A 17,587-nucleotide genomic window follows, 5' to 3' on the forward strand; every position below is an offset into this window, starting at 1 on the left:
AGCAAGGCCACCCAACCCAAAGGAGACCCGAGATGCTGACCTGTGTGATCCGCTATCAGATCGACCCGACCAAGAAAGACCAGTTTGCCCGATATGCCCGTAATTGGGGGCAGGCCATTCCGCGCTGTGGCGCCGATCTTATCGGCTATTTCGCCCCGCATGAGGGCAGCAGCACCCTGGCCTACGGCATCTATAACATCCCCTCGCTCGCCGCCTACGAGGCCTATCGCGAACGCTTGGCCGCCGATCCGCTGGGGTGTGAAAACTATGCCTTTGCCCAACAGGGAAAGTTTCTGTTGCGCGAAGACCGCACCTTCCTCAGGCTGGTCAGCGCCCCAACAGGAGACGCGCAATGATCGCAGTGATATTCGAAGTCATCCCCGGCGAAGGCCAGACAGAGCCCTATCTTGAGATGGCCGCGAAAATGCGCCCTCTGGCCGAAAGCATTCCGGGATTCATCAGCGTCGAGCGGTTTCAAAGCCTGACCAATCCCGGCAAGGTTTTGTCGCTGTCGTTCTGGCAAGATGAGGCCGCCGTGATCCAATGGCGCCAGCTTGAGGCCCATCGTGGCGCGCAAAAAGCCGGGCGTGCGGTGATGTTTTACGACTATCGCCTGCGGGTCGTGAGCGTGATCCGTGACTATGGTAAGTTCGAGCGCGTTGAGGCCCCCGAGGATAGCCGTGCCGCGCATGGCGCCTGAGGGGCGGGGCATGACCGGGTGAAACACCCTCTCGCCAAGCTGTGATTTGCTTGTAACGCGCGCCCTCGCTAGGGCTGAGGGCAACATTTCGCAGATATCAAGAGAGTCATCGCCGTGGACCCCAAAGGCATCTTATCGCCGCAAGACAAACTTGATGCCCTTGCCCTGCTGATCCTTCGGCTGGGGTTGGCGTGGTTCATTTTCCTCTGGGCGGCGCATAAGATCATCACGCCCAAGCAATATCAGAACCTCGCGCGGCACTTTGACGGTGTCGATGTCAGCTTGACGCAGGTTTATGTCGGCGGCGGGGTTCAGATCGCGCTCTGTCTTTTGGTGGCCTTTGGCGTGCTGCGGTATTTCTCTTACGGAAGCTTGCTGATCATGCACCTGTTTACGGTGTTGCGCCGCTGGGAAGGGTTCTTTGATCCCTTCGCGATCAATGACCGCGGCTTTCCCATTCACCGCAACCAGGTGATTGATCTCGCGGTACTTGGTGCCTTCATCGCCCTGGTGTTGCTGATCCGGCGGGATCACTTCAGTATCGGCGGCTGGATGGCGCGCCACGACCGCCCGCGGTGGTGGAACTAGCGCAATAGCGCGGCCTTGCGTCGTTTTCCTGTGGCGCGGCCCGGGTGGCCTGCCTAGAAAGGGCAAAGCACACCAACCGAAAGGACCGCCCCAATGAGCGATATCACCCGCCACCACACCGGCGAACGCATGAGCCAGATCGTCACCCACAACGGCACCGTCTACCTTGCCGGCCAGGTCGGCACCGCTGGCGACACTGTGGTCGATCAGACCAAGACCTGCCTTGAAAAGGTCGATGCCCTTCTGGCCGAGGCCGGATCCGACAAGACCCGCATCCTGCAGGCGGTTGTCTGGCTCGCGGATATGGCCGACTTTGCTGAGATGAATTCGGTTTGGGATGCCTGGGTTGCTCCCGGTCATGCACCGGCCCGCGCCTGTGGCGAGGCCAAGCTGGCCACCCCCGACTACAAGGTCGAATTCATCATCATCGCCGCGCAGGCCTAAGCCGACGCGCGGGACGTGACTTTCATCGTTCCCTAAATACTCCCGCCGGAGGCATCCTTTCGGCGGGCCAAAACTGCGGCGCTTGCGGGTCATGGACCCAGGGCCGTGATTGCGCTATCAGGCGGTTAACCCAACGTTTCCAAGAGGCACCCCCATGTCTGGCCACGCCACCCCCATTCGCATGACATCGCATAAATCCGGACCGTTAAGCGGTCAGGCGGATGTGCCCGGTGACAAATCCATCTCTCACCGCTCGCTTATTCTTGGCGCTCTGGCGGTCGGCGAAACGGTGATCACCGGCCTGCTGGAAGGCGAAGACGTGCTCGACACCGCCCGCGCGATGCGCGCCTTTGGCGCCGAAGTCACCCGCGACGAGGCCGGAACATGGCATGTGCACGGCGTTGGTGTAGGCGGGTTCTGCGAACCTGAAAATGTGATTGATTGCGGCAACTCCGGCACCGGCGTGCGCCTGATCATGGGCGCGATGGCGACCTGCCCGATTACGGCAACCTTTACCGGCGATGCCAGCCTCAACAAACGCCCGATGGCGCGGGTGACCGATCCGCTGGCGCTGTTTGGCGCGCAGTCGGTCGGGCGCTCGGGCGGGCGGCTTCCGATGACGATTGTCGGCGCGGCCGATCCGGTGCCGGTGCGCTATACCGTGCCGGTGCCCTCGGCGCAGGTGAAATCGGCCGTGCTTTTTGCCGGGCTGAATGCGCCGGGCCAAACGGTGGTGATCGAGCAGGAGGCGACCCGCGATCACACAGAGCGGATGCTGGCCGGCTTCGGGGCCGAGATCGTCACGCAGGAGACGGACGAGGGCCGCGTTATCACCCTCACCGGTCAGCCCGAGTTGACGCCCCAAACCATCGTCGTGCCGCGCGACCCAAGTTCGGCGGCCTTCCCTGTCTGTGCGGCGATCATCACGCCCGGCTCGGATGTTCTTGTGCCCAATATCGGCCTCAACCCCACGCGCGCGGGTCTCTTTACCACGCTGCGCGAGATGGGGGCCGACCTTAGCTATGAAAATCCGCGCGAAGAGGGGGGCGAGCCGGTGGCCGACCTGCGCGCGCGCTTTTCGCCCGACCTCAAGGGCATCGAGGTGCCGCCCGAGCGGGCCGCTTCGATGATCGACGAATACCCGGTCCTGTCGGTTGTTGCCGCCTTTGCCCAAGGCAAGACCGTGATGCGCGGCGTCAAGGAATTGCGCGTCAAGGAAAGCGACCGGATCGAGGCGATGGCCGCAGGCCTGCGCGCGGGCGGGGTTGAGGTTGAGGATGGCCCTGATTGGTGGATTGTCACCGGCCTTGGCCATGGCAATGTGCCCGGTGGGCAGACCTGTGCCAGCCATCTTGACCACCGGATTGCGATGTCATTCATGGTGATGGGCATGGCCACGCAAAACCCGGTCAGCGTTGACGACGCCAGCCCGATTGCCACGTCGTTTCCGATCTTCGAGGGGCTTATGGCCGAGCTTGGGGCCGATATCCGACGCGATTGAGCGCGGTGAGGTCAGGGCGCCTTCGGCGAGAGTATTTTTGCCAAGAAGAAACCGGGACGCCAGTCATGTCTGGAGTTTGAGAGGGAGAGCCGCCGATGAGCGCACCGTTACAGGATTTGATCGTGTTGGACCTGACCCATGTTCTGGCGGGGCCGTTTGCGTCGATGAGCCTTGGCGATCTTGGGGCGCGTGTGATCAAGGTTGAGCGGCCCGGCGCGGGCGATGACACCCGCAGCTTTCCGCCTTTCAAGGACGGCCAGAGTGCCTATTTTGCCGCCATCAATCATGGCAAGCAGTCAATTGCGCTTGATCTCAAGGCCGAAGCGGATCGCGAGATTTTTGACCAGCTTCTGGCGCGCGCCGATATCGTGCTTGAGAATTACCGCCCCGGCGTGATGGAAAAGCTCGGGCTTGGCTGGGAGGCGCTGCATGAGCGGTTCCCGCGTTTGATTTATGGCGCGGTCAGCGGCTTTGGACATACCGGCCCGGATGCGTTGCGCCCGGCCTATGACATGGTCGTGCAGGCGCGCGGCGGTGTGATGTCGATCACCGGCGAGAAGGATCGCGACCCGGTGCGCGTGGGGGCCTCTATCGGCGATATCGTGGCAGGGATGTTCCTGGCGCAGGGTGTGCTTGCGGCGGTGATTGATCGCGCCAAGACCGGTCTTGGGCGCAAGGTGGATGTGGCGATGCTTGATAGTCAGCTTGCCATTCTGGAGCACGCGATTGCGCTGACCACGGTCACCGGCACGCCGCCTGCGCCCTCGGGGGCGCGGCATCCGTCGATCACGCCGTTCGAGACCTTTCACGCCGCCGACGGTCTGTTCGTGATCGCGGCCGGCAATGATGCGCTTTTTGCCAAGTTGTGCGAGGTTCTTGGCCTGCCTTTGGTGGATGATCCGCGCTTTGCCACCAACCCGGCGCGGTGCGATAACAACCGTCTTTTGAAGCGGTTGATCGAGGCTGTCACGCTTGGGGAGACAAAGGCGCATTGGATTGCGACACTGGAGGATGCAGGCGTGCCGACAGGGCCGATCCAGAACCTTGTCGAGGTATTGCAGGACCCGCAGATCCTAGCGCGCAACATGGTGGTCGATGTGCTGGATCGCGCCGGAAAGCCAACCTTTGTGGCTGCCGGAAATCCGATCAAGATCAGCGGCTTGAGTGATCCCAAGACTCGCGCACCGGCGCCCGAGCTGGATGGCGATCGGCAGGCGGTTCTCGATTGGTTGAAAAGACCGTGATCGCCTTGTGATTTACTTGGTCAAGGCGGGGCAATGCGCCTAGAGTTGTGCCATGGATGAACACCCCCCTTCCCGTAAAATGACGCCAGAGCCCCCCTCGGTCAAAATAAGCCTTATGCGCACGCTTGTGCGCCTGCTTGTGGTTGTGGTGGTGGTGATCGCTTTGCATGCGCTGATCACCCGAACAGAGGCGTGGATTTCGACCAGCCAGTACAGCTGGGCGATGCCGGGGCTGACGCTGGCCGTATTGTTGATCTATGCGCTGATGATTGCCATTCCGTTTGTGCCGGGGGTCGAGATCGGGCTTTCGGTTCTGGCGCTGAGCGGGCCAAGCGTGGCGCCGATGGTGTGGATTGCCACCACCCTTGGCCTGTCTCTGGCCTATGTGGCAGGATGCAAGGTGCCTTATCGCTGGCTGCACCGGGTGTTTCTTGATCTCCATCTGACCGGGGCCTGCCGGTTGTTGCAACGCTTTGAGGGGCTGCCGCCCAAGGGGCGAGTTGCGTTTCTGCAATCGCAATTGCCGACGCGGTTTGGCCCTTACGTGTTGCGGTTTCGCTATTTGGGGCTGGCGGTCCTGATCAATATTCCGGGCAATTCAGTGATTGGCGGCGGTGGCGGGATCACGCTTTTGGCGGGGGTTTCGGGGCTTTTCCGGATGCCTGCCACCGTGCTTACCATCGCGCTTGCAACGGCACCGGTGCCGATGGCGATCTGGCTTTTCGGCTGGGAAATCCCCTGGCGCTAGCGGCGCGGGCCACGGGATGCCGCCAAGGGGATATTTTCTGACGGTTGCGGGCTGTTCGCGGCGCGCGAATGGCTTATGTTCGGGCCGCAGGACACAGGCCAATGAACAGGATTCTAAAGATGTCGAATGATCCCCTTGTTGTTTTTACCCCCTCGGGCAAACGTGGGCGGTTTCCCAAGGGCACGCCGGTCCTGACGGCGGCGCGGCAGTTGGGCGTTGACCTTGATTCGGTCTGCGGCGGTCGCGGGATTTGTTCGAAATGCCAGATCACGCCGGGCTATGGCGAGTTTTCAAAGCATGGCGTGACCGTGCAAGATAGGGCGCTGTCAGAGTGGAACAGTGTCGAGCAGCGCTATCAGGACAAGCGCGGCCTTAAGGCGGGGCGTCGCCTTGGCTGTCAGGCGCAGATCATGGGCGATGTGGTGATCGACGTGCCGCCCGAAAGCCAGGTTCACAAGCAGGTGGTGCGCAAGGCCGCCTCGGCCCGGGTGATCGAGATGGACCCGGCCACCAAGCTTTACTTCGTCGAGGTTGAAGAGGCCGATATGCACGAGCCGACCGGCGATCTGGAGCGGGTGGCGCGGGCATTGCGCGAGCAATGGGAAATCCCCGAAATCCACACCGACCTTAGCCTTTTGTCCAAGCTTCAGTCGGTGGTGCGCAAGGGCAAGTACCAGGTGACCGTGGCGCTTCACAAATCGCATAATGACACATCGGCGCGGGTGCTTGAGATCTGGCCCGGCCTGCATGAAGGCGGGCTTTATGGGCTTGCCATCGATCTTGGCTCGACCACGGTTGCGGCGCATCTGACCAATCTTGAAACCGGCGAAGTGGTGGCAAGTTCCGGCATCATGAACCCGCAGATCCGCTTTGGCGAAGACCTGATGAGCCGGGTCAGCTATGCGATGATGAACCCCGGCGGCGACAAGGAAATGACCGCCTCGGTGCGCGATGCGCTCAACACTCTGGCCGAGGAAATCGCCAAGGAGGCGGGTATTGCCCCGGCGTTGATCGTGGAAACCGTGTTCGTCTGCAATCCGGTCATGCACCACCTTTTGCTTGGGATTGATCCGGTCGAACTTGGACAGGCGCCGTTTGCTCTTGCGACCTCGGGAAGCCTGTCGATGGATGCCAAAGAGCTTGATCTTAGCGTGATCAATCCGCGCGCGCGGGTCTATATCCTGCCGTGTATTGCGGGGCATGTGGGGGCCGATGCCGCCGCTGTGGCGCTGAGCGAAGAACCCGGCAAATCCGAGGATCTGGTGCTTATTGTCGATGTGGGCACCAATGCCGAGATCCTGCTTGGCGACAAGACCCGCGTGCTGGCCTGTTCGTCGCCCACCGGCCCGGCGTTCGAGGGCGCGCAGATTTCAAGCGGACAGCGCGCAGCCCCCGGCGCGATTGACGCCATCCGGATTGATCCGGTCACCAAGGAGCCGCGCTTTCGCGTGATCGGAAGCGATCTTTGGTCGGATGAAGAGGGTTTTGACGCGGCCACCGAGGGTAGCGGAATCACCGGTATCTGTGGCTCTGGCATCATCGAGGCGGTGGCCGAATTGCGCATGGCCGGCTTGCTCGACGAAAGCGGGCTTATCGGCTCGGCCGAGGCGACGGGCAGCGCGCGCATGATCGCCGAGGGGCGTACCCATGCCTATCTTATCTGTGACGCCACCGATCAGGGTGGGCCGCGTATCACCGTCACCCAAGGCGATATCCGCGCCATTCAGCTTGCGAAATCGGCGCTTTATGCCGGCGCGCGCCTGTTGATGGACGAGCGCGGGGTCGACAAGGTCGATCGTGTGGTGCTGGCCGGGGCGTTTGGCGCCCATATCAGCAGCAAACATGCGATGGTTCTTGGCATGATCCCCGATGTGCCGCTGGACAAGGTCACGAGTGCGGGCAATGCGGCGGGCACCGGCGCGCGGATCGCGCTTTGCAACGTCGCCGCGCGTGCCGAGATCGAGCGTGTGGTCGGCCAGATCACCAAGGTCGAAACCGCGATCGAGCCGAAGTTTCAGGAACATTTCGTGGCCGCCAATGCCATTCCGCACAAGACCGACCCGTTCCCGGAGCTGGCCAAGATCGTCACACTGCCGAACCCGAGTTTTAACACGCGTGGCGAGGATGGCGAGGGCGACGGCGGGCGGCGCAGACGGCGGCGTTCGTAAGGGGCACCGGCGCTCGCCAGCCCTGACGGGCTGTCTCGCTTTGGGGTTGTGGCGGTGACGGTGCTGCGCGACACTTGACGCGAGACAGACGGAGGGCGACCCATGGCAGAGCTGGAAGCGCGGATTGCACAGGGGCGGGGCGATGCCCCGGCCGATCTTGTGTTGCGCGGCGGCACGGTGTTTGACCTTGTGACCGGCGCGATGATCCCCGGCGATGTGGCGATTTGCGGTGATACCATCGTGGGCATCGGCGCGGTTTACGAGGGGCGCGAGGTGCTGGATGTGACTGGCATGACCTTGGTGCCCGGCTTTATCGACACCCATCTGCATATCGAAAGCTCGCTTGTCACGCCGTTTGAATTTGACCGCTGTGTTACGCCCCACGGGGTGACCACCGCGATCTGTGACCCGCATGAAATTGCCAATGTCATCGGTCTTGACGGCATCCGCTATTTCCAAGAGGCCAGCACCCGCACGGTGATGGATATCCGGGTGCAATTGTCGTCTTGTGTGCCCTCGACCGACATGGAAACGGCGGGCGACGAGATTGACGCAGGGGCCCTTGCTGAGGTGATGGGGCATCCTTCGGGCATCGGGCTTGCCGAGTTCATGAATTACCCCGGCGTCATTCATCGTGATCCCGGTGCGATGGCCAAGCTGGCGCTGTTTGAGGGCGGTCATATCGACGGGCATTGCCCGCAACTCTCTGGTCGTGACCTCAATGCCTATTGTGCGGCGGGTATCCGCACCGAGCATGAGGCGACCACAGCCGAGGAGGCGCGCGAAAAGCTTCAGAAAGGCATGCGCGTGCTGATCCGCGAAGGATCGGTGAGCAAGGACCTGATCGCGCTTCAGCCGGTTTTGACCGATATTACAGCGCCTTACATGTGCCTGTGTACCGATGATCGCAACCCGCTTGATATCGCGGAAGAGGGCCATCTTGATCACATGATCCGCACCCTGATTGCGCGCGGCACGCCGGTTCTGGCGGCCTATCGCGCCGCGTCGCTGTCGGGTGCCGAGGCCTTTGGCCTTAAGGATCGCGGTGTGATCGCGCCCGGCAAGCGCGCCGATGTCGTCGCGGTTAAATCGCTTGAGGCTTGCGATGTGCAACTTGTGCTCTGCGCCGGGCAACTGGCCGATCCGGCGGCCTTTGAGGCGCGCGCCACGGTGGCCCCGGTGGCGCGCGGATCGGTGAAGGCGCCCAAGGTCACGGCGCAGGATTTTCGCAGCGCGGGCAACCGCGAGGAAACCCATGTTATCGGCATTATCGAAGGTAAGATCATCACCGAACATCTGAATGAGGACATCGCGATCAAGGACGGTGACAAGCGCCCCGATGTCGCGCGTGATCTGGCGCGGATCGCGGTGATCGAGCGGCATGGCAAGAACGGCAATATCGCCACCGGCTTTGTGCGCGGCTTTGGCATCAGGGCGGGGGCGATTGCCTCGACCGTCTGTCACGATCACCACAATATCGCCTGCGTCGGGGTCGATTACGCCGATATGGCGCGCGCCGCCAACCGCCTTGGCGAGATTGAGGGCGGCTTTGTCGTGGTTCGCGATGGCGAGGTTCTGGCCGAACTGGCCCTGCCGGTGGCGGGCTTGATGAGCCTTGAGAACTTTGAGGTGGTGCGCGACCGTCTGATTGACCTGCGCGCGGCGGCCAAATCGCTTGGCGTCGGGTTACAGGAACCGTTCTTGCAGCTGGCGTTCCTGGCGCTGCCGGTCATTCCCGCGCTCAAGATCACCGATCGCGGGCTGGTCGATGTGACCCGCTTTGAGATTATAAGCTAGAACGCCTTGAAGGTCAGGGTGGTCTCGGTCCGCTCGATCCCGCCGATATCAAGCAGGTTCTCGTTGATGTAATGCCCGACGTCCGCATTTTCCGGAATGTAGAGTTTCAGCAAAAGATCAAACGGCCCGCTGATCGAATAAAGCTCGGAGTGGATTTCGCGCAGAGCGATCTCTTCGGCGACGCGATAGGACGTGCCGGGCTTGCAGCGGATATTCACGAAGACACAGCGCATCTGAAAACCTCTTTTGAATGGTGGGCTGAGTTAACCACCGATTGCCCTGAAAGGGAAACCGGGAAAATCGCCTTAATCCTCAATCCGGATCACGGTGTTGGCGCGACCGTTCGCAAGCACCATGTCAAACAGCGCCTTGGCGTTCTCGGGATGCAGGCGCACGCAACCGGCCGAGGCCGGGGTGCCAAGGCGGTCGATCTGGGTGGTGCCATGGATGGCGTAATTGCCGTTGAAAAAGATCGACCACGGCATCGGCGCGTTCTTGTAGAGCGTTGAATAATGCATGCGCTTCATCGACTGCACGCCATAGGTGCCGATGGGCGTGCATTTGCCCGCCCGCGCGGTCGAGACCGGCCAGAAATACTGCGGCCGATCATCAAGTGAGACGGTTATTTCCTGATCCGACAAATCAATGCGCACGTCGACCATCCCGGCCCGGGCCGTCAGCGGAAGCAAAAGAATGGCGAGCGTGGCGAGTGCGCGGATCATAGGGTCATGTGGCGCGCCCGCGAGCCGCGCTCGATCGCGGCGGCATGCAGCCGGTCGATGTTGAGCTCATAGCGCAGCTCTTCCAAGAGCCGCAGTTCGCGTTCGTTCAGCGTTCCATCCGCCGCACCCACGTCACAGGCCAGGGCATAGGCCGTCTCGTTAAGCCGCTCCGGCAGGTCCGAGCGGATGAGACCAAACAGCGCATCAAGCCCATCTTCGACGCTGAACAGGTCGAAAACGGTCCGAGAGACCACGCCAACCCGGTCCATATCGTAATCCGCAAAAATCGGCAGATTGTTGACGGCGCTTTCGATTTTCACCAATTCGGCAGTGCGGATGTCTTCGTCAGAGGCGGAAACGGCAATCATGACGGCCACAAGGCAATCTTGCGGGGTAAGGGAATGTTCGATCTGCTCGGTCATTGGGTTGCCTTTCAGGCTTGCGCTGTTGCGGTGCAGAATATTGACTGTTGCGCCCCCCGGCAATAGGTAGCGGCGATGCCTTGTCGGTCTTTCGGCAAGGCGAATCCTGGAGAATACCCGATGTCTGATCTGCGCGACGCTGCTATGAATTCGAAAGCCTGGCCTTTTGAAGAGGCGCGCCGCGTGCTCAAACGGTATGAAAAGGCGCCGCCGGAAAAGGGCTATGTGCTGTTTGAGACCGGGTATGGCCCCTCTGGCCTGCCGCATATCGGCACCTTTGGTGAGGTGGCGCGCACCACGATGATCAAGCGCGCCTTTGAGGTGATAAGCGATATCCCGACGCGTCTTATCTGTTTTTCCGACGACCTTGACGGCATGCGCAAGGTGCCGGGCAATGTGCCCGATCCCGAGGCGCTTGCCGAGCATCTGCAAAAGCCGCTGACAAGCGTGCCCGATCCCTTTGGCACCCACGACAGTTTCGGCGCCCATAACAACGCCATGCTGCGCCGCTTCCTTGATACCTTCGGGTTTGAATACGAGTTCATCTCGGCCACGGAATTCTACGGCACTGGCCGGTTTGACGAGGTGCTTCTGCGCGCTGCGCGTGAGTATGACAAGGTCATGGCGATCATGCTCAAGTCGCTGCGCGAAGAGCGCCAGCAGACCTATTCGATCTTCCTGCCGATCCACCCCGAAACCGGTCGCGTGCTTTACGTGCCGATGAAAGAGGTGAACGCCGCCGAGGGCACCATCACCTTTGATGACGAAGACGGGCGCGAATGGACGCTCCCGCTGACCGGCGGCAACGTCAAACTGCAATGGAAGCCCGATTTCGGCGCACGATGGGCCGCGCTTGGTGTTGATTTCGAGATGTACGGCAAGGACCATTCCGCCAATACCCCGATCTATGACGGGATCTGCCGGGTGCTTGGTGGCCGCGCGCCCGAGCACTTCACCTACGAGCTGTTTTTGGATGAAAACGGCCAGAAGATTTCGAAAAGTTCGGGCAATGGCGTGTCGATCGACGAATGGCTGACCTATGCCGCCACCGAGAGCCTGTCGTACTTCATGTACCAAAAGCCCAAAACCGCCAAGCGGATGCATTTCGATGTGATCCCCAAGGCGGTTGACGAGTATCACCAGCAGTTGCGCGCCTATGCGACGCAGGATACGGCGGCGCGGCTCAACAATCCGGTCTGGCACATCCACGGCGGCGACGTGCCCGAAAGCCATATGGTGGTGTCGTTCTCGATGCTGCTCAATCTGGCCTCGGTCGCCTCGGCGCATGACAAAGAGGCGCTCTGGGGCTTTATTCGCCGCTATGCGCCCGATGCCAGCCCCGAAACCCACCCCGATCTGGATGCGGCGGCGGGCTATGCGGTCAAATATTACGAAGACTTCGTGGCGCCCGCGAAAACCTATCGTGCGCCGAATGATCTTGAGCGCGAGGCGCTGATTGACCTGCGCGATCAGCTTGCTGCCTATGATGGCCCGCTTGACGACGAAGCCCTGCAAAGCATCGTCTACGGTGTTGGCCGTGATCGGTTCGATCCGCTGCGCGACTGGTTCAAGACGCTCTACGAGGTGCTCTTGGGCGCAAGCCAGGGCCCGCGTTTCGGTGGCTTCATCGCGCTTTACGGGGTCAAGGAAACCGTGGCGCTGATCGACGGGGGCCTTGCAGGCGAGCTGTCCTGAGCGAGGGCGGATGAGCGGCACCCTTCATTGCGCCGATTCTATCGCGCGGCTAGACTGCGTGTGACGCCCGTTTGCTTGCGCGAGATCAATGCAATGCAATGACAGGGCGGCTATCAAAACGGCAGGGAGAGCGTGATGAAATATCTGATCGGATTTGGATTGATTGCGGCGGTCGCCGCCTGTGTGCAAAGCGCCACCATGCCAGACGCCAGCGAGGGTGCCGCGATTTTCGCCGAGAATTGCGCGCAATGTCATGGCACAGGCGGCAAGGGCGACGGGCCTTGGGCCAAGGGCATGACCCCGCCGCCTGCGGACCTGACCCAACTCTCGCCCGGCGGTGAATTCCCGCGCGCACATGTGCTCTCGGTGATCGACGGATATGACCGCACTGGCCTTCCGGGGCAGGAGATGCCGGAGTTCGGCCTATTGCTTAAGGGCGACACCGTGCCTGTTGATGTGGGGGACGGCGTGCTGACCCCAACCCCGCGCCCCTTGGCGGCACTGATGGCCTATTTGCAAAGCATTCAGCAGGGCTAGGGCGGCAAGGTTCAGGATTTGCGCTGAAACGCGATCATCACCAGCGCAAGGCAGGACGAGCCGAGCATCAGCAACAGCGACACGGCATTGAGAAGCGGAGTAGAGCCTTCTTTGAGCCGGTCAAACATCGCGATGGTCAGCGGTGCGTCAGAGCCGACAAGCATCAAGGTCGTGTTGAAGTTCTCGAAACTCATCAGGAACGCCACCACAAACGCCCCAATCATCGCGGGCATGAGATAGGGCAGGGTTATCGTGCGAATGGCCGTCAGCCGGTCTGCACCGAGGTTCAGGGCGGCCTCTTCCAGGGTGCGGTCAAACTTTTGAAGCCGCGCGGCGATCACCAGCGTGGCAATCGTGGTGATAAAGGAAAACTGCCCCAGAACCACCAGAACAAGGCCGGGGCGCAGGGCGGTGATATCCCACTTAACAGCGTCCCATGCACCGTTCGCAACCGTGCTTGAAAACACCAGGATCGAGATGCCAAGCACAATGCCGGGAATGACCAGCGGCAAGAGCATCAGCACGTATAAAAGGCCACGCCCGCGAAACTGATACCGATTGAAGAGAAACGCATTGCTCGTACCCACCGCCAGCGACAGCGCCGAGACGCACAAGCCCACAAAGGCCGAGGTGCCAATCGCGCGCAGGATCGGGCGTTCATGAAAAGCGCCAATTTGCGGGCGCGCATCGCCAAAGAACCAGTTCCAGGTAAACCCTTCCCAAGGCAGCGAGGGAAACTGGCTATCGTTGAAGGCAAACACCGCAACCACCGCCAGCGGCAGGCCGAGATAGACGAAGAACAGCACGATATACCCGGTATAGATAAGCCGGTAAGCGCGCGGTTGCGGCATCGAAGGTATCATCGCTTTGGCCCCCTCAACCCATTGTCTTTTCAAGCGTCTGGCCGGTCACGCGCAGCATGCCCCAGACAATCACCGACGACAGGATCAAAAGCATGAAGCCAAACGCCGCGCCCAATTCCCAGTTAAAGCGCACGATGAACTGAGAATAGATCAGCTCGGTGAACCAGAGGCTATCCTTGCCGCCAAGCATGGTCGGCGTCAGGTAATTGCCGAGGCTAAGCATGAAGACCACGATCGACCCGGATACGATGCCCGGCGTGGCATGCGGGATGATGATCTCGCGCAGGACGCTTATGCCGCTTCCGCCAAGGTCGTAACCCGCCTCGATCACCGCGTCGTCAAGGCTTTCAAGCGTCGTGACAAGCGGCACGACCATGAACAGCATCGAGGTATAGACAAGCCCCACCATCATCGCCGCATCATTGTAAAGCATCTCGACCGGCCCCGAGGCGAGACCAAGATATTGCAGCAAGGTCGAGATCAACCCGGTTTCGCGCAGCAGGATCATCCAGCCAAACGTGCGCACAAGTTCGGACACCCAGAACGGCACGAGACAGAGCAGAAACAACGAGGATTGCGCCCGCCCCTTGGCGATCTTGGCAATGTAGAACGACACCGGAAAGGCGATCAAAAGGGTGATCACCGTGGCCAGCACCGACATCACGGCCGTGCGCATGAATGTCCGCAGGTAAAGCGGCTCGCCAAAGAAGGTCAGGTAATTGGCCGGGCTGGTGGCATATTGCCCGACGCCGACCCTTTCGCGCAGCGACAACAGGAGCATGTCGATATGCGGGATGATGATCAGCAGTGTCAGCCACAGCAAAAGCGGCGTCAGCAAGAGGATAAAGCCAAGGCGGGTCCCGGCCTGCATCACGCGGCCCCGTCTAAGGCAAAGCAGTTGCTCTGGTCCCCGGACCAACCGATATGCACCGCGTCGCCGCGTCCAACATCGGAAAACTCGCCCGATTGCGGCAGGGTCACTTCGATCTCGGGGCCACCTTGCGTTGATTGCACAAGGATACGGCTGGCCGCGCCATTGAACAAAAGGCTGGTCACCTGACCGCTTAACCGGTTGTCAAAATGCGCAAGATCGGCGTCAGAACGCGCAAGGCGGATCGCCTCGGGGCGCACGAATATCTCGGCGCGATCCCCGGTTGCGAGGGTCCGGTCATGGGCCGTGGCGCGCATCAAAAGCCCGCCATCGGTGCGCAGCGCAAGCGTGCCACCCTCAACCGTTTCAACCTTGCCGGCCCACCGATTGCTGTCGCCGACAAAGCCGGCGACAAAGGCGGTGTCGGGGCGATAGTAAAGCTCCTGCGCGGTGCCGATCTGTTCAAACCGCCCGGCGTTCATTACCGCGATCTGATCGGACATCACCAATGCCTCTGACTGATCATGGGTTATATAGACAAAGGTCGTGTCAAACGCCGCCTGAAGCGCCTTGAGCTCGATCTTCATATGCTCGCGCAGCTTGAGATCAAGCGCGCCAAGCGGTTCATCCAGCAGCAACACATCGGGTTCAAGCACCATGCAGCGGGCAATCGCCACGCGCTGTTTCTGCCCACCCGAAAGCTCGTCAACCTTGCGGTTGGCAATATCCGGAAGACCGATACGATCCAGAACCTCGCCGACCTTGCGGGTGATCTCTGTCTTGGCCATGCCCTTGCGGCGCAGGCCATAGCCGATGTTGTCGGCAATGTTCATCATCGGGAAAAGCGCAAGATGCTGGAACACCATGTTCACCGGCCGCTTGTTGGGCGGCACATCAAGCACCGATTTGCCCTTGATCCGGATGTCGCCGCTGGTCGGGGGCAAAAACCCGGCAATCATCCGCATGATCGTGGTCTTGCCACAGCCCGACGGCCCGAGAATGGAAAAGAACGACCCCGGCGGCACCGAGAACGAGACATCATCAACGGCAAGGCTTTGGTCGAACCGCTTGGTCAGGGCGCTGCATTCCAGATCGGGGGTCATGGCATTTCCGGGGGATGAATCAAAAAGAAACGGCACCCGCGCGAAAACGGGTGCCGCAAAGAGAGGGTGCGCGCCTTAGTTGGCGGCCTGCACCCGGTCAAGCACGCCACCTTCGATCACTTCAAGACCGGCGGGGACGGGCGGATACCACTTGATGTTATCCACCGCTTCGGGCGGAAAGCTTGCCTGATAGCGGGCCTTCAACTCGTCCGAGGCAAATTCATCCGCGCCTTTCGAGGCGGTGAAATTGCCGGCCACGGCGGTGATCTGCGCGGCGACTTCGGGGCGCATCACATAGTTGATCCAGTCATAGGCGGCCTGATCCGCGCCACCCTTGGCCGGCAGAACAAAGGTATCGATCCAGCCAAGCGCCCCCGAGGCAGGCGCGACAAAGGTGATGTCGGCGTTGTCGGCATTCAGCTTCCAGCCGCCGGTATCCCAGGCCATCGAGGCCACAACTTCGCCAGAGCGCACGAGGTTCATCAACTCGTCACCGCCACCCCAATAGGTCTTCACATTGGGCTTGCAGTCCTTGAGCTTGGCTTCGACCTTTTCCATCACGGCGGCATAGGCGGCCTCGTCTCCGTAAGCGGCAAACGGGTCAAGACCCATCGCAAAGGCAAACCCGATAAGCGTCGGACGCTTGAGGCGATAGGAAACCTTGCCCGCCACATCGGCGTTGCAGAGGTCGGTGTAATCCTTGACGCCGGGCGCCTTGGCGGTGTCGACCACAAGGCCGCTGGTGCCCCAGACATGCGGCACGCCGTAAACCGCGCCATCGACGGTGGTGTTGCCTTTGGTCGCGGCAAGCATCGAGGGGATGAACTGGCTCTCGTCGATTTTCGACAGGTCCATCGGCTTGTAGATGCCAAACTCGGCCTGCGGGCCGGCGATGCGGTCCTGGCTCGGCTGTGCAAGATCAAAGCCGCCGCCGCCGGTGGCGCGTAGCTTGGCGATCATTTCTTCGTTGTTGGATTTGGTCACCTCGACGGTGTGGCCGGTTTCGGCCTCGAAGGCGGCGACCACGTCTTCGGGCGCATAGCCGCCCCATGTCAACAGGCGCAGCGTGTCGGCGCTTGCGGTTTGGGCAAGCCCCGCGATGGTCAAGGCCACCACGGAAGTGGCCAGTTTAAGACGGTTTGCGAGCAGTGTCATGACATCCCCTTTTGGACAGATTGATTCCGGTTTTCTTATTTTGGCATAGCTTGCGGTTTATTTTCCGATTGGTCAAATTTAATGTTCGACCCACGCGCGACAATGTTCGTTTATGTGCGCACCCGCAGAGCCTCGCGCATGACCTACCCGCCTTTGATGAGGGTTTTGTGACACCCTATCCCACAAGGCGGTTGCCCCACGCCACGCGCACCAGAGGGCCGCGGTCTGGCGACACAACGCCAGTGGCTGCCCCTTTATCCCTGCAAAATCTGTGAGTCCCCTCGACGGCGCACTTGCTCACAAAATCGCCGGACCGTCCGGGCGGCCCGGCGATCCGCGCGGCACCTTCGGTGCTATTCGCGCGGAGAGGCGTTGATGACGCACGTAGGGTGGGTGAAACCCACGCGTGCCCGATGGGGTTAAGGCGTTTTCATAGTGGGTTGGCACCCACCCTACGCTTGCAGTTCGCGGAAAGGCGATGTTTTTTTGAATGCTTTGAGGATTGGCGTGCCATGAATGCACGCCCTACATGTGCACTACTGTTTTTCTAGGGCGTTAAATTCATCCGGATTTGACAGGATCAGTTTGGAAAAGAAGTCCGCTTCAAGGCCGAAGTTCGAAAGCCCTAGATCCTTGCGCATTTCGCGTTGAAGTTGTTCGATAACTCGGAACATTTTGATCGGATTGCTTTCGCCAACCTTTGAAAAGTCACTCAGAGCTTTCAATACGCCAGTTGAACCCCATAGCACAGCCTTCGTCCTAACCTTTACCAATTTGACTACAAGTTCATTCTGGTTAAGTGAGGGCATCCCCAGTTCTGGTTTTGCGGCAAGCAGAAGATGTTCAAGAGTCTCCAGAAAATCCAAGTAGATTTCTATCTTTCGCTCACGGAAAGCTGCCTCGGTAATCCCCCCCAAAATTAGTGGTGTTCAAAAGTAGAATTTTCTCGGCAAGATATCTGAGGAGATTTACGATGAAGAACGGACGATTTAGCGACGCTCAGATCATGACGATCCTGAAGCAGGCGGA

At 60.6% G+C, this 17,587-nt stretch carries 19 protein-coding genes; 11 read left to right on the forward strand and 8 right to left on the reverse strand.

Annotated elements, in window-relative coordinates; translation table 11 throughout:
• Positions 1-32 precede the first annotated feature (32 nt).
• The 9 genes from ROG8370_RS04410 (at position 33) to ade (ending at position 9,190) form a co-directional block, all read left to right on the forward strand.
• Entirely contained in the window at positions 33-356 is a 324-nt protein-coding gene (locus ROG8370_RS04410; RefSeq protein ID WP_085825864.1) for an NIPSNAP family protein, read from the forward strand.
• Positions 353-700, forward strand: coding sequence for an antibiotic biosynthesis monooxygenase family protein (locus ROG8370_RS04415; protein WP_085825865.1), 348 nt, complete (start codon positions 353-355; stop codon positions 698-700). The genes ROG8370_RS04410 and ROG8370_RS04415 overlap by 4 nt, the downstream gene beginning before the upstream one ends.
• A gap of 114 nt (positions 701-814) precedes the next feature.
• A complete protein-coding gene (locus tag ROG8370_RS04420) occupies positions 815-1,288 on the forward strand; it encodes a hypothetical protein (RefSeq protein WP_245827201.1) in 474 nt (157 codons plus the stop codon).
• A 93-nt stretch (positions 1,289-1,381) separates the two neighbouring features.
• Entirely contained in the window at positions 1,382-1,732 is a 351-nt protein-coding gene (locus tag ROG8370_RS04425; protein WP_085825867.1) for a RidA family protein, read from the forward strand.
• Between the two features lie 154 nt (positions 1,733-1,886).
• Positions 1,887-3,233, forward strand: a complete 1,347-nt coding sequence (gene aroA / locus ROG8370_RS04430; protein ID WP_085825868.1) for a 3-phosphoshikimate 1-carboxyvinyltransferase — start codon at positions 1,887-1,889, stop codon at positions 3,231-3,233.
• A 95-nt stretch (positions 3,234-3,328) separates the two neighbouring features.
• Positions 3,329-4,477, forward strand: coding sequence for a CaiB/BaiF CoA transferase family protein (locus tag ROG8370_RS04435; protein WP_085825869.1), 1,149 nt, complete (start codon positions 3,329-3,331; stop codon positions 4,475-4,477).
• Positions 4,478-4,529: 52 nt separating this feature from the next.
• Positions 4,530-5,225 carry a hypothetical protein gene (locus ROG8370_RS04440; RefSeq protein WP_085825870.1) on the forward strand — a complete coding sequence of 232 codons (696 nt, stop codon included), beginning with the start codon at positions 4,530-4,532 and terminating at the stop codon, positions 5,223-5,225.
• A gap of 119 nt (positions 5,226-5,344) precedes the next feature.
• Positions 5,345-7,393, forward strand: a complete 2,049-nt coding sequence (locus ROG8370_RS04445; protein WP_085825871.1) for an ASKHA domain-containing protein — start codon at positions 5,345-5,347, stop codon at positions 7,391-7,393.
• A gap of 102 nt (positions 7,394-7,495) precedes the next feature.
• Positions 7,496-9,190 (forward strand): adenine deaminase, encoded by a 1,695-nt coding sequence (gene ade / locus ROG8370_RS04450; protein WP_085825872.1) that lies wholly within the window; start codon positions 7,496-7,498, stop codon positions 9,188-9,190.
• On the opposite strand, the gene ROG8370_RS04455 is transcribed toward ade, so the two are convergent.
• The 3 genes from ROG8370_RS04455 to ROG8370_RS04465 all read right to left on the reverse strand — a co-directional run bounded on the left by ROG8370_RS04455 (position 9,187) and on the right by ROG8370_RS04465 (position 10,334).
• Positions 9,187-9,423, reverse strand: a complete 237-nt coding sequence (locus ROG8370_RS04455) for an Lrp/AsnC ligand binding domain-containing protein (RefSeq protein ID WP_085825873.1) — start codon at positions 9,421-9,423, stop codon at positions 9,187-9,189. The two genes, ade and ROG8370_RS04455, sit on opposite strands and share 4 nt — an antisense overlap.
• 72 nt (positions 9,424-9,495) lie before the next feature.
• On the reverse strand, positions 9,496-9,912 hold the full coding sequence (locus ROG8370_RS04460; RefSeq protein WP_085825874.1) for a L,D-transpeptidase: 417 nt from the start codon (positions 9,910-9,912) through the stop codon (positions 9,496-9,498).
• Positions 9,909-10,334, reverse strand: a complete 426-nt coding sequence (locus ROG8370_RS04465; protein ID WP_085825890.1) for a tellurite resistance TerB family protein — start codon at positions 10,332-10,334, stop codon at positions 9,909-9,911. The genes ROG8370_RS04460 and ROG8370_RS04465 overlap by 4 nt, the downstream gene beginning before the upstream one ends.
• Before the next feature lie 120 nt (positions 10,335-10,454).
• Here ROG8370_RS04465 and ROG8370_RS04470 point away from each other — a divergent pair, with 120 nt between their 5' ends.
• Together ROG8370_RS04470 and ROG8370_RS04475 are read left to right on the forward strand one after the other, a co-directional pair.
• The gene (locus ROG8370_RS04470) at positions 10,455-12,029 is read left to right on the forward strand and encodes a lysine--tRNA ligase (protein ID WP_085825875.1); all 1,575 of its coding nucleotides are present in this window, start codon (positions 10,455-10,457) and stop codon (positions 12,027-12,029) included.
• 135 nt (positions 12,030-12,164) lie between these two features.
• Complete coding sequence (locus ROG8370_RS04475) at positions 12,165-12,566, forward strand: c-type cytochrome (RefSeq protein WP_085825876.1); 402 nt, start codon at positions 12,165-12,167, stop codon at positions 12,564-12,566.
• A gap of 11 nt (positions 12,567-12,577) precedes the next feature.
• Here ROG8370_RS04475 and ROG8370_RS04480 read toward each other — a convergent pair whose 3' ends face one another.
• The 5 genes from ROG8370_RS04480 to ROG8370_RS04500 all read right to left on the reverse strand — a co-directional run bounded on the left by ROG8370_RS04480 (position 12,578) and on the right by ROG8370_RS04500 (position 17,424).
• Positions 12,578-13,429 carry an ABC transporter permease gene (locus tag ROG8370_RS04480; protein ID WP_085825877.1) on the reverse strand — a complete coding sequence of 284 codons (852 nt, stop codon included), beginning with the start codon at positions 13,427-13,429 and terminating at the stop codon, positions 12,578-12,580.
• A 13-nt stretch (positions 13,430-13,442) separates the two neighbouring features.
• Positions 13,443-14,300 carry an ABC transporter permease gene (locus ROG8370_RS04485; protein ID WP_085825878.1) on the reverse strand — a complete coding sequence of 286 codons (858 nt, stop codon included), beginning with the start codon at positions 14,298-14,300 and terminating at the stop codon, positions 13,443-13,445.
• Entirely contained in the window at positions 14,300-15,403 is a 1,104-nt protein-coding gene (locus ROG8370_RS04490; protein WP_085825879.1) for an ABC transporter ATP-binding protein, read from the reverse strand. Before ROG8370_RS04490 ends, ROG8370_RS04485 begins: the two co-directional genes overlap by 1 nt.
• 75 nt (positions 15,404-15,478) lie before the next feature.
• Positions 15,479-16,558, reverse strand: coding sequence for an extracellular solute-binding protein (locus ROG8370_RS04495; RefSeq protein ID WP_085825880.1), 1,080 nt, complete (start codon positions 16,556-16,558; stop codon positions 15,479-15,481).
• A 536-nt stretch (positions 16,559-17,094) separates the two neighbouring features.
• Complete coding sequence (locus tag ROG8370_RS04500; protein WP_139838040.1) at positions 17,095-17,424, reverse strand: hypothetical protein; 330 nt, start codon at positions 17,422-17,424, stop codon at positions 17,095-17,097.
• Between the last annotated feature and the right edge of the window lie 163 nt (positions 17,425-17,587).

This window comes from Roseovarius gaetbuli (assembly GCF_900172365.1).
In the GTDB taxonomy this organism is placed as follows: Bacteria; Pseudomonadota; Alphaproteobacteria; order Rhodobacterales; family Rhodobacteraceae; genus Roseovarius; species Roseovarius gaetbuli.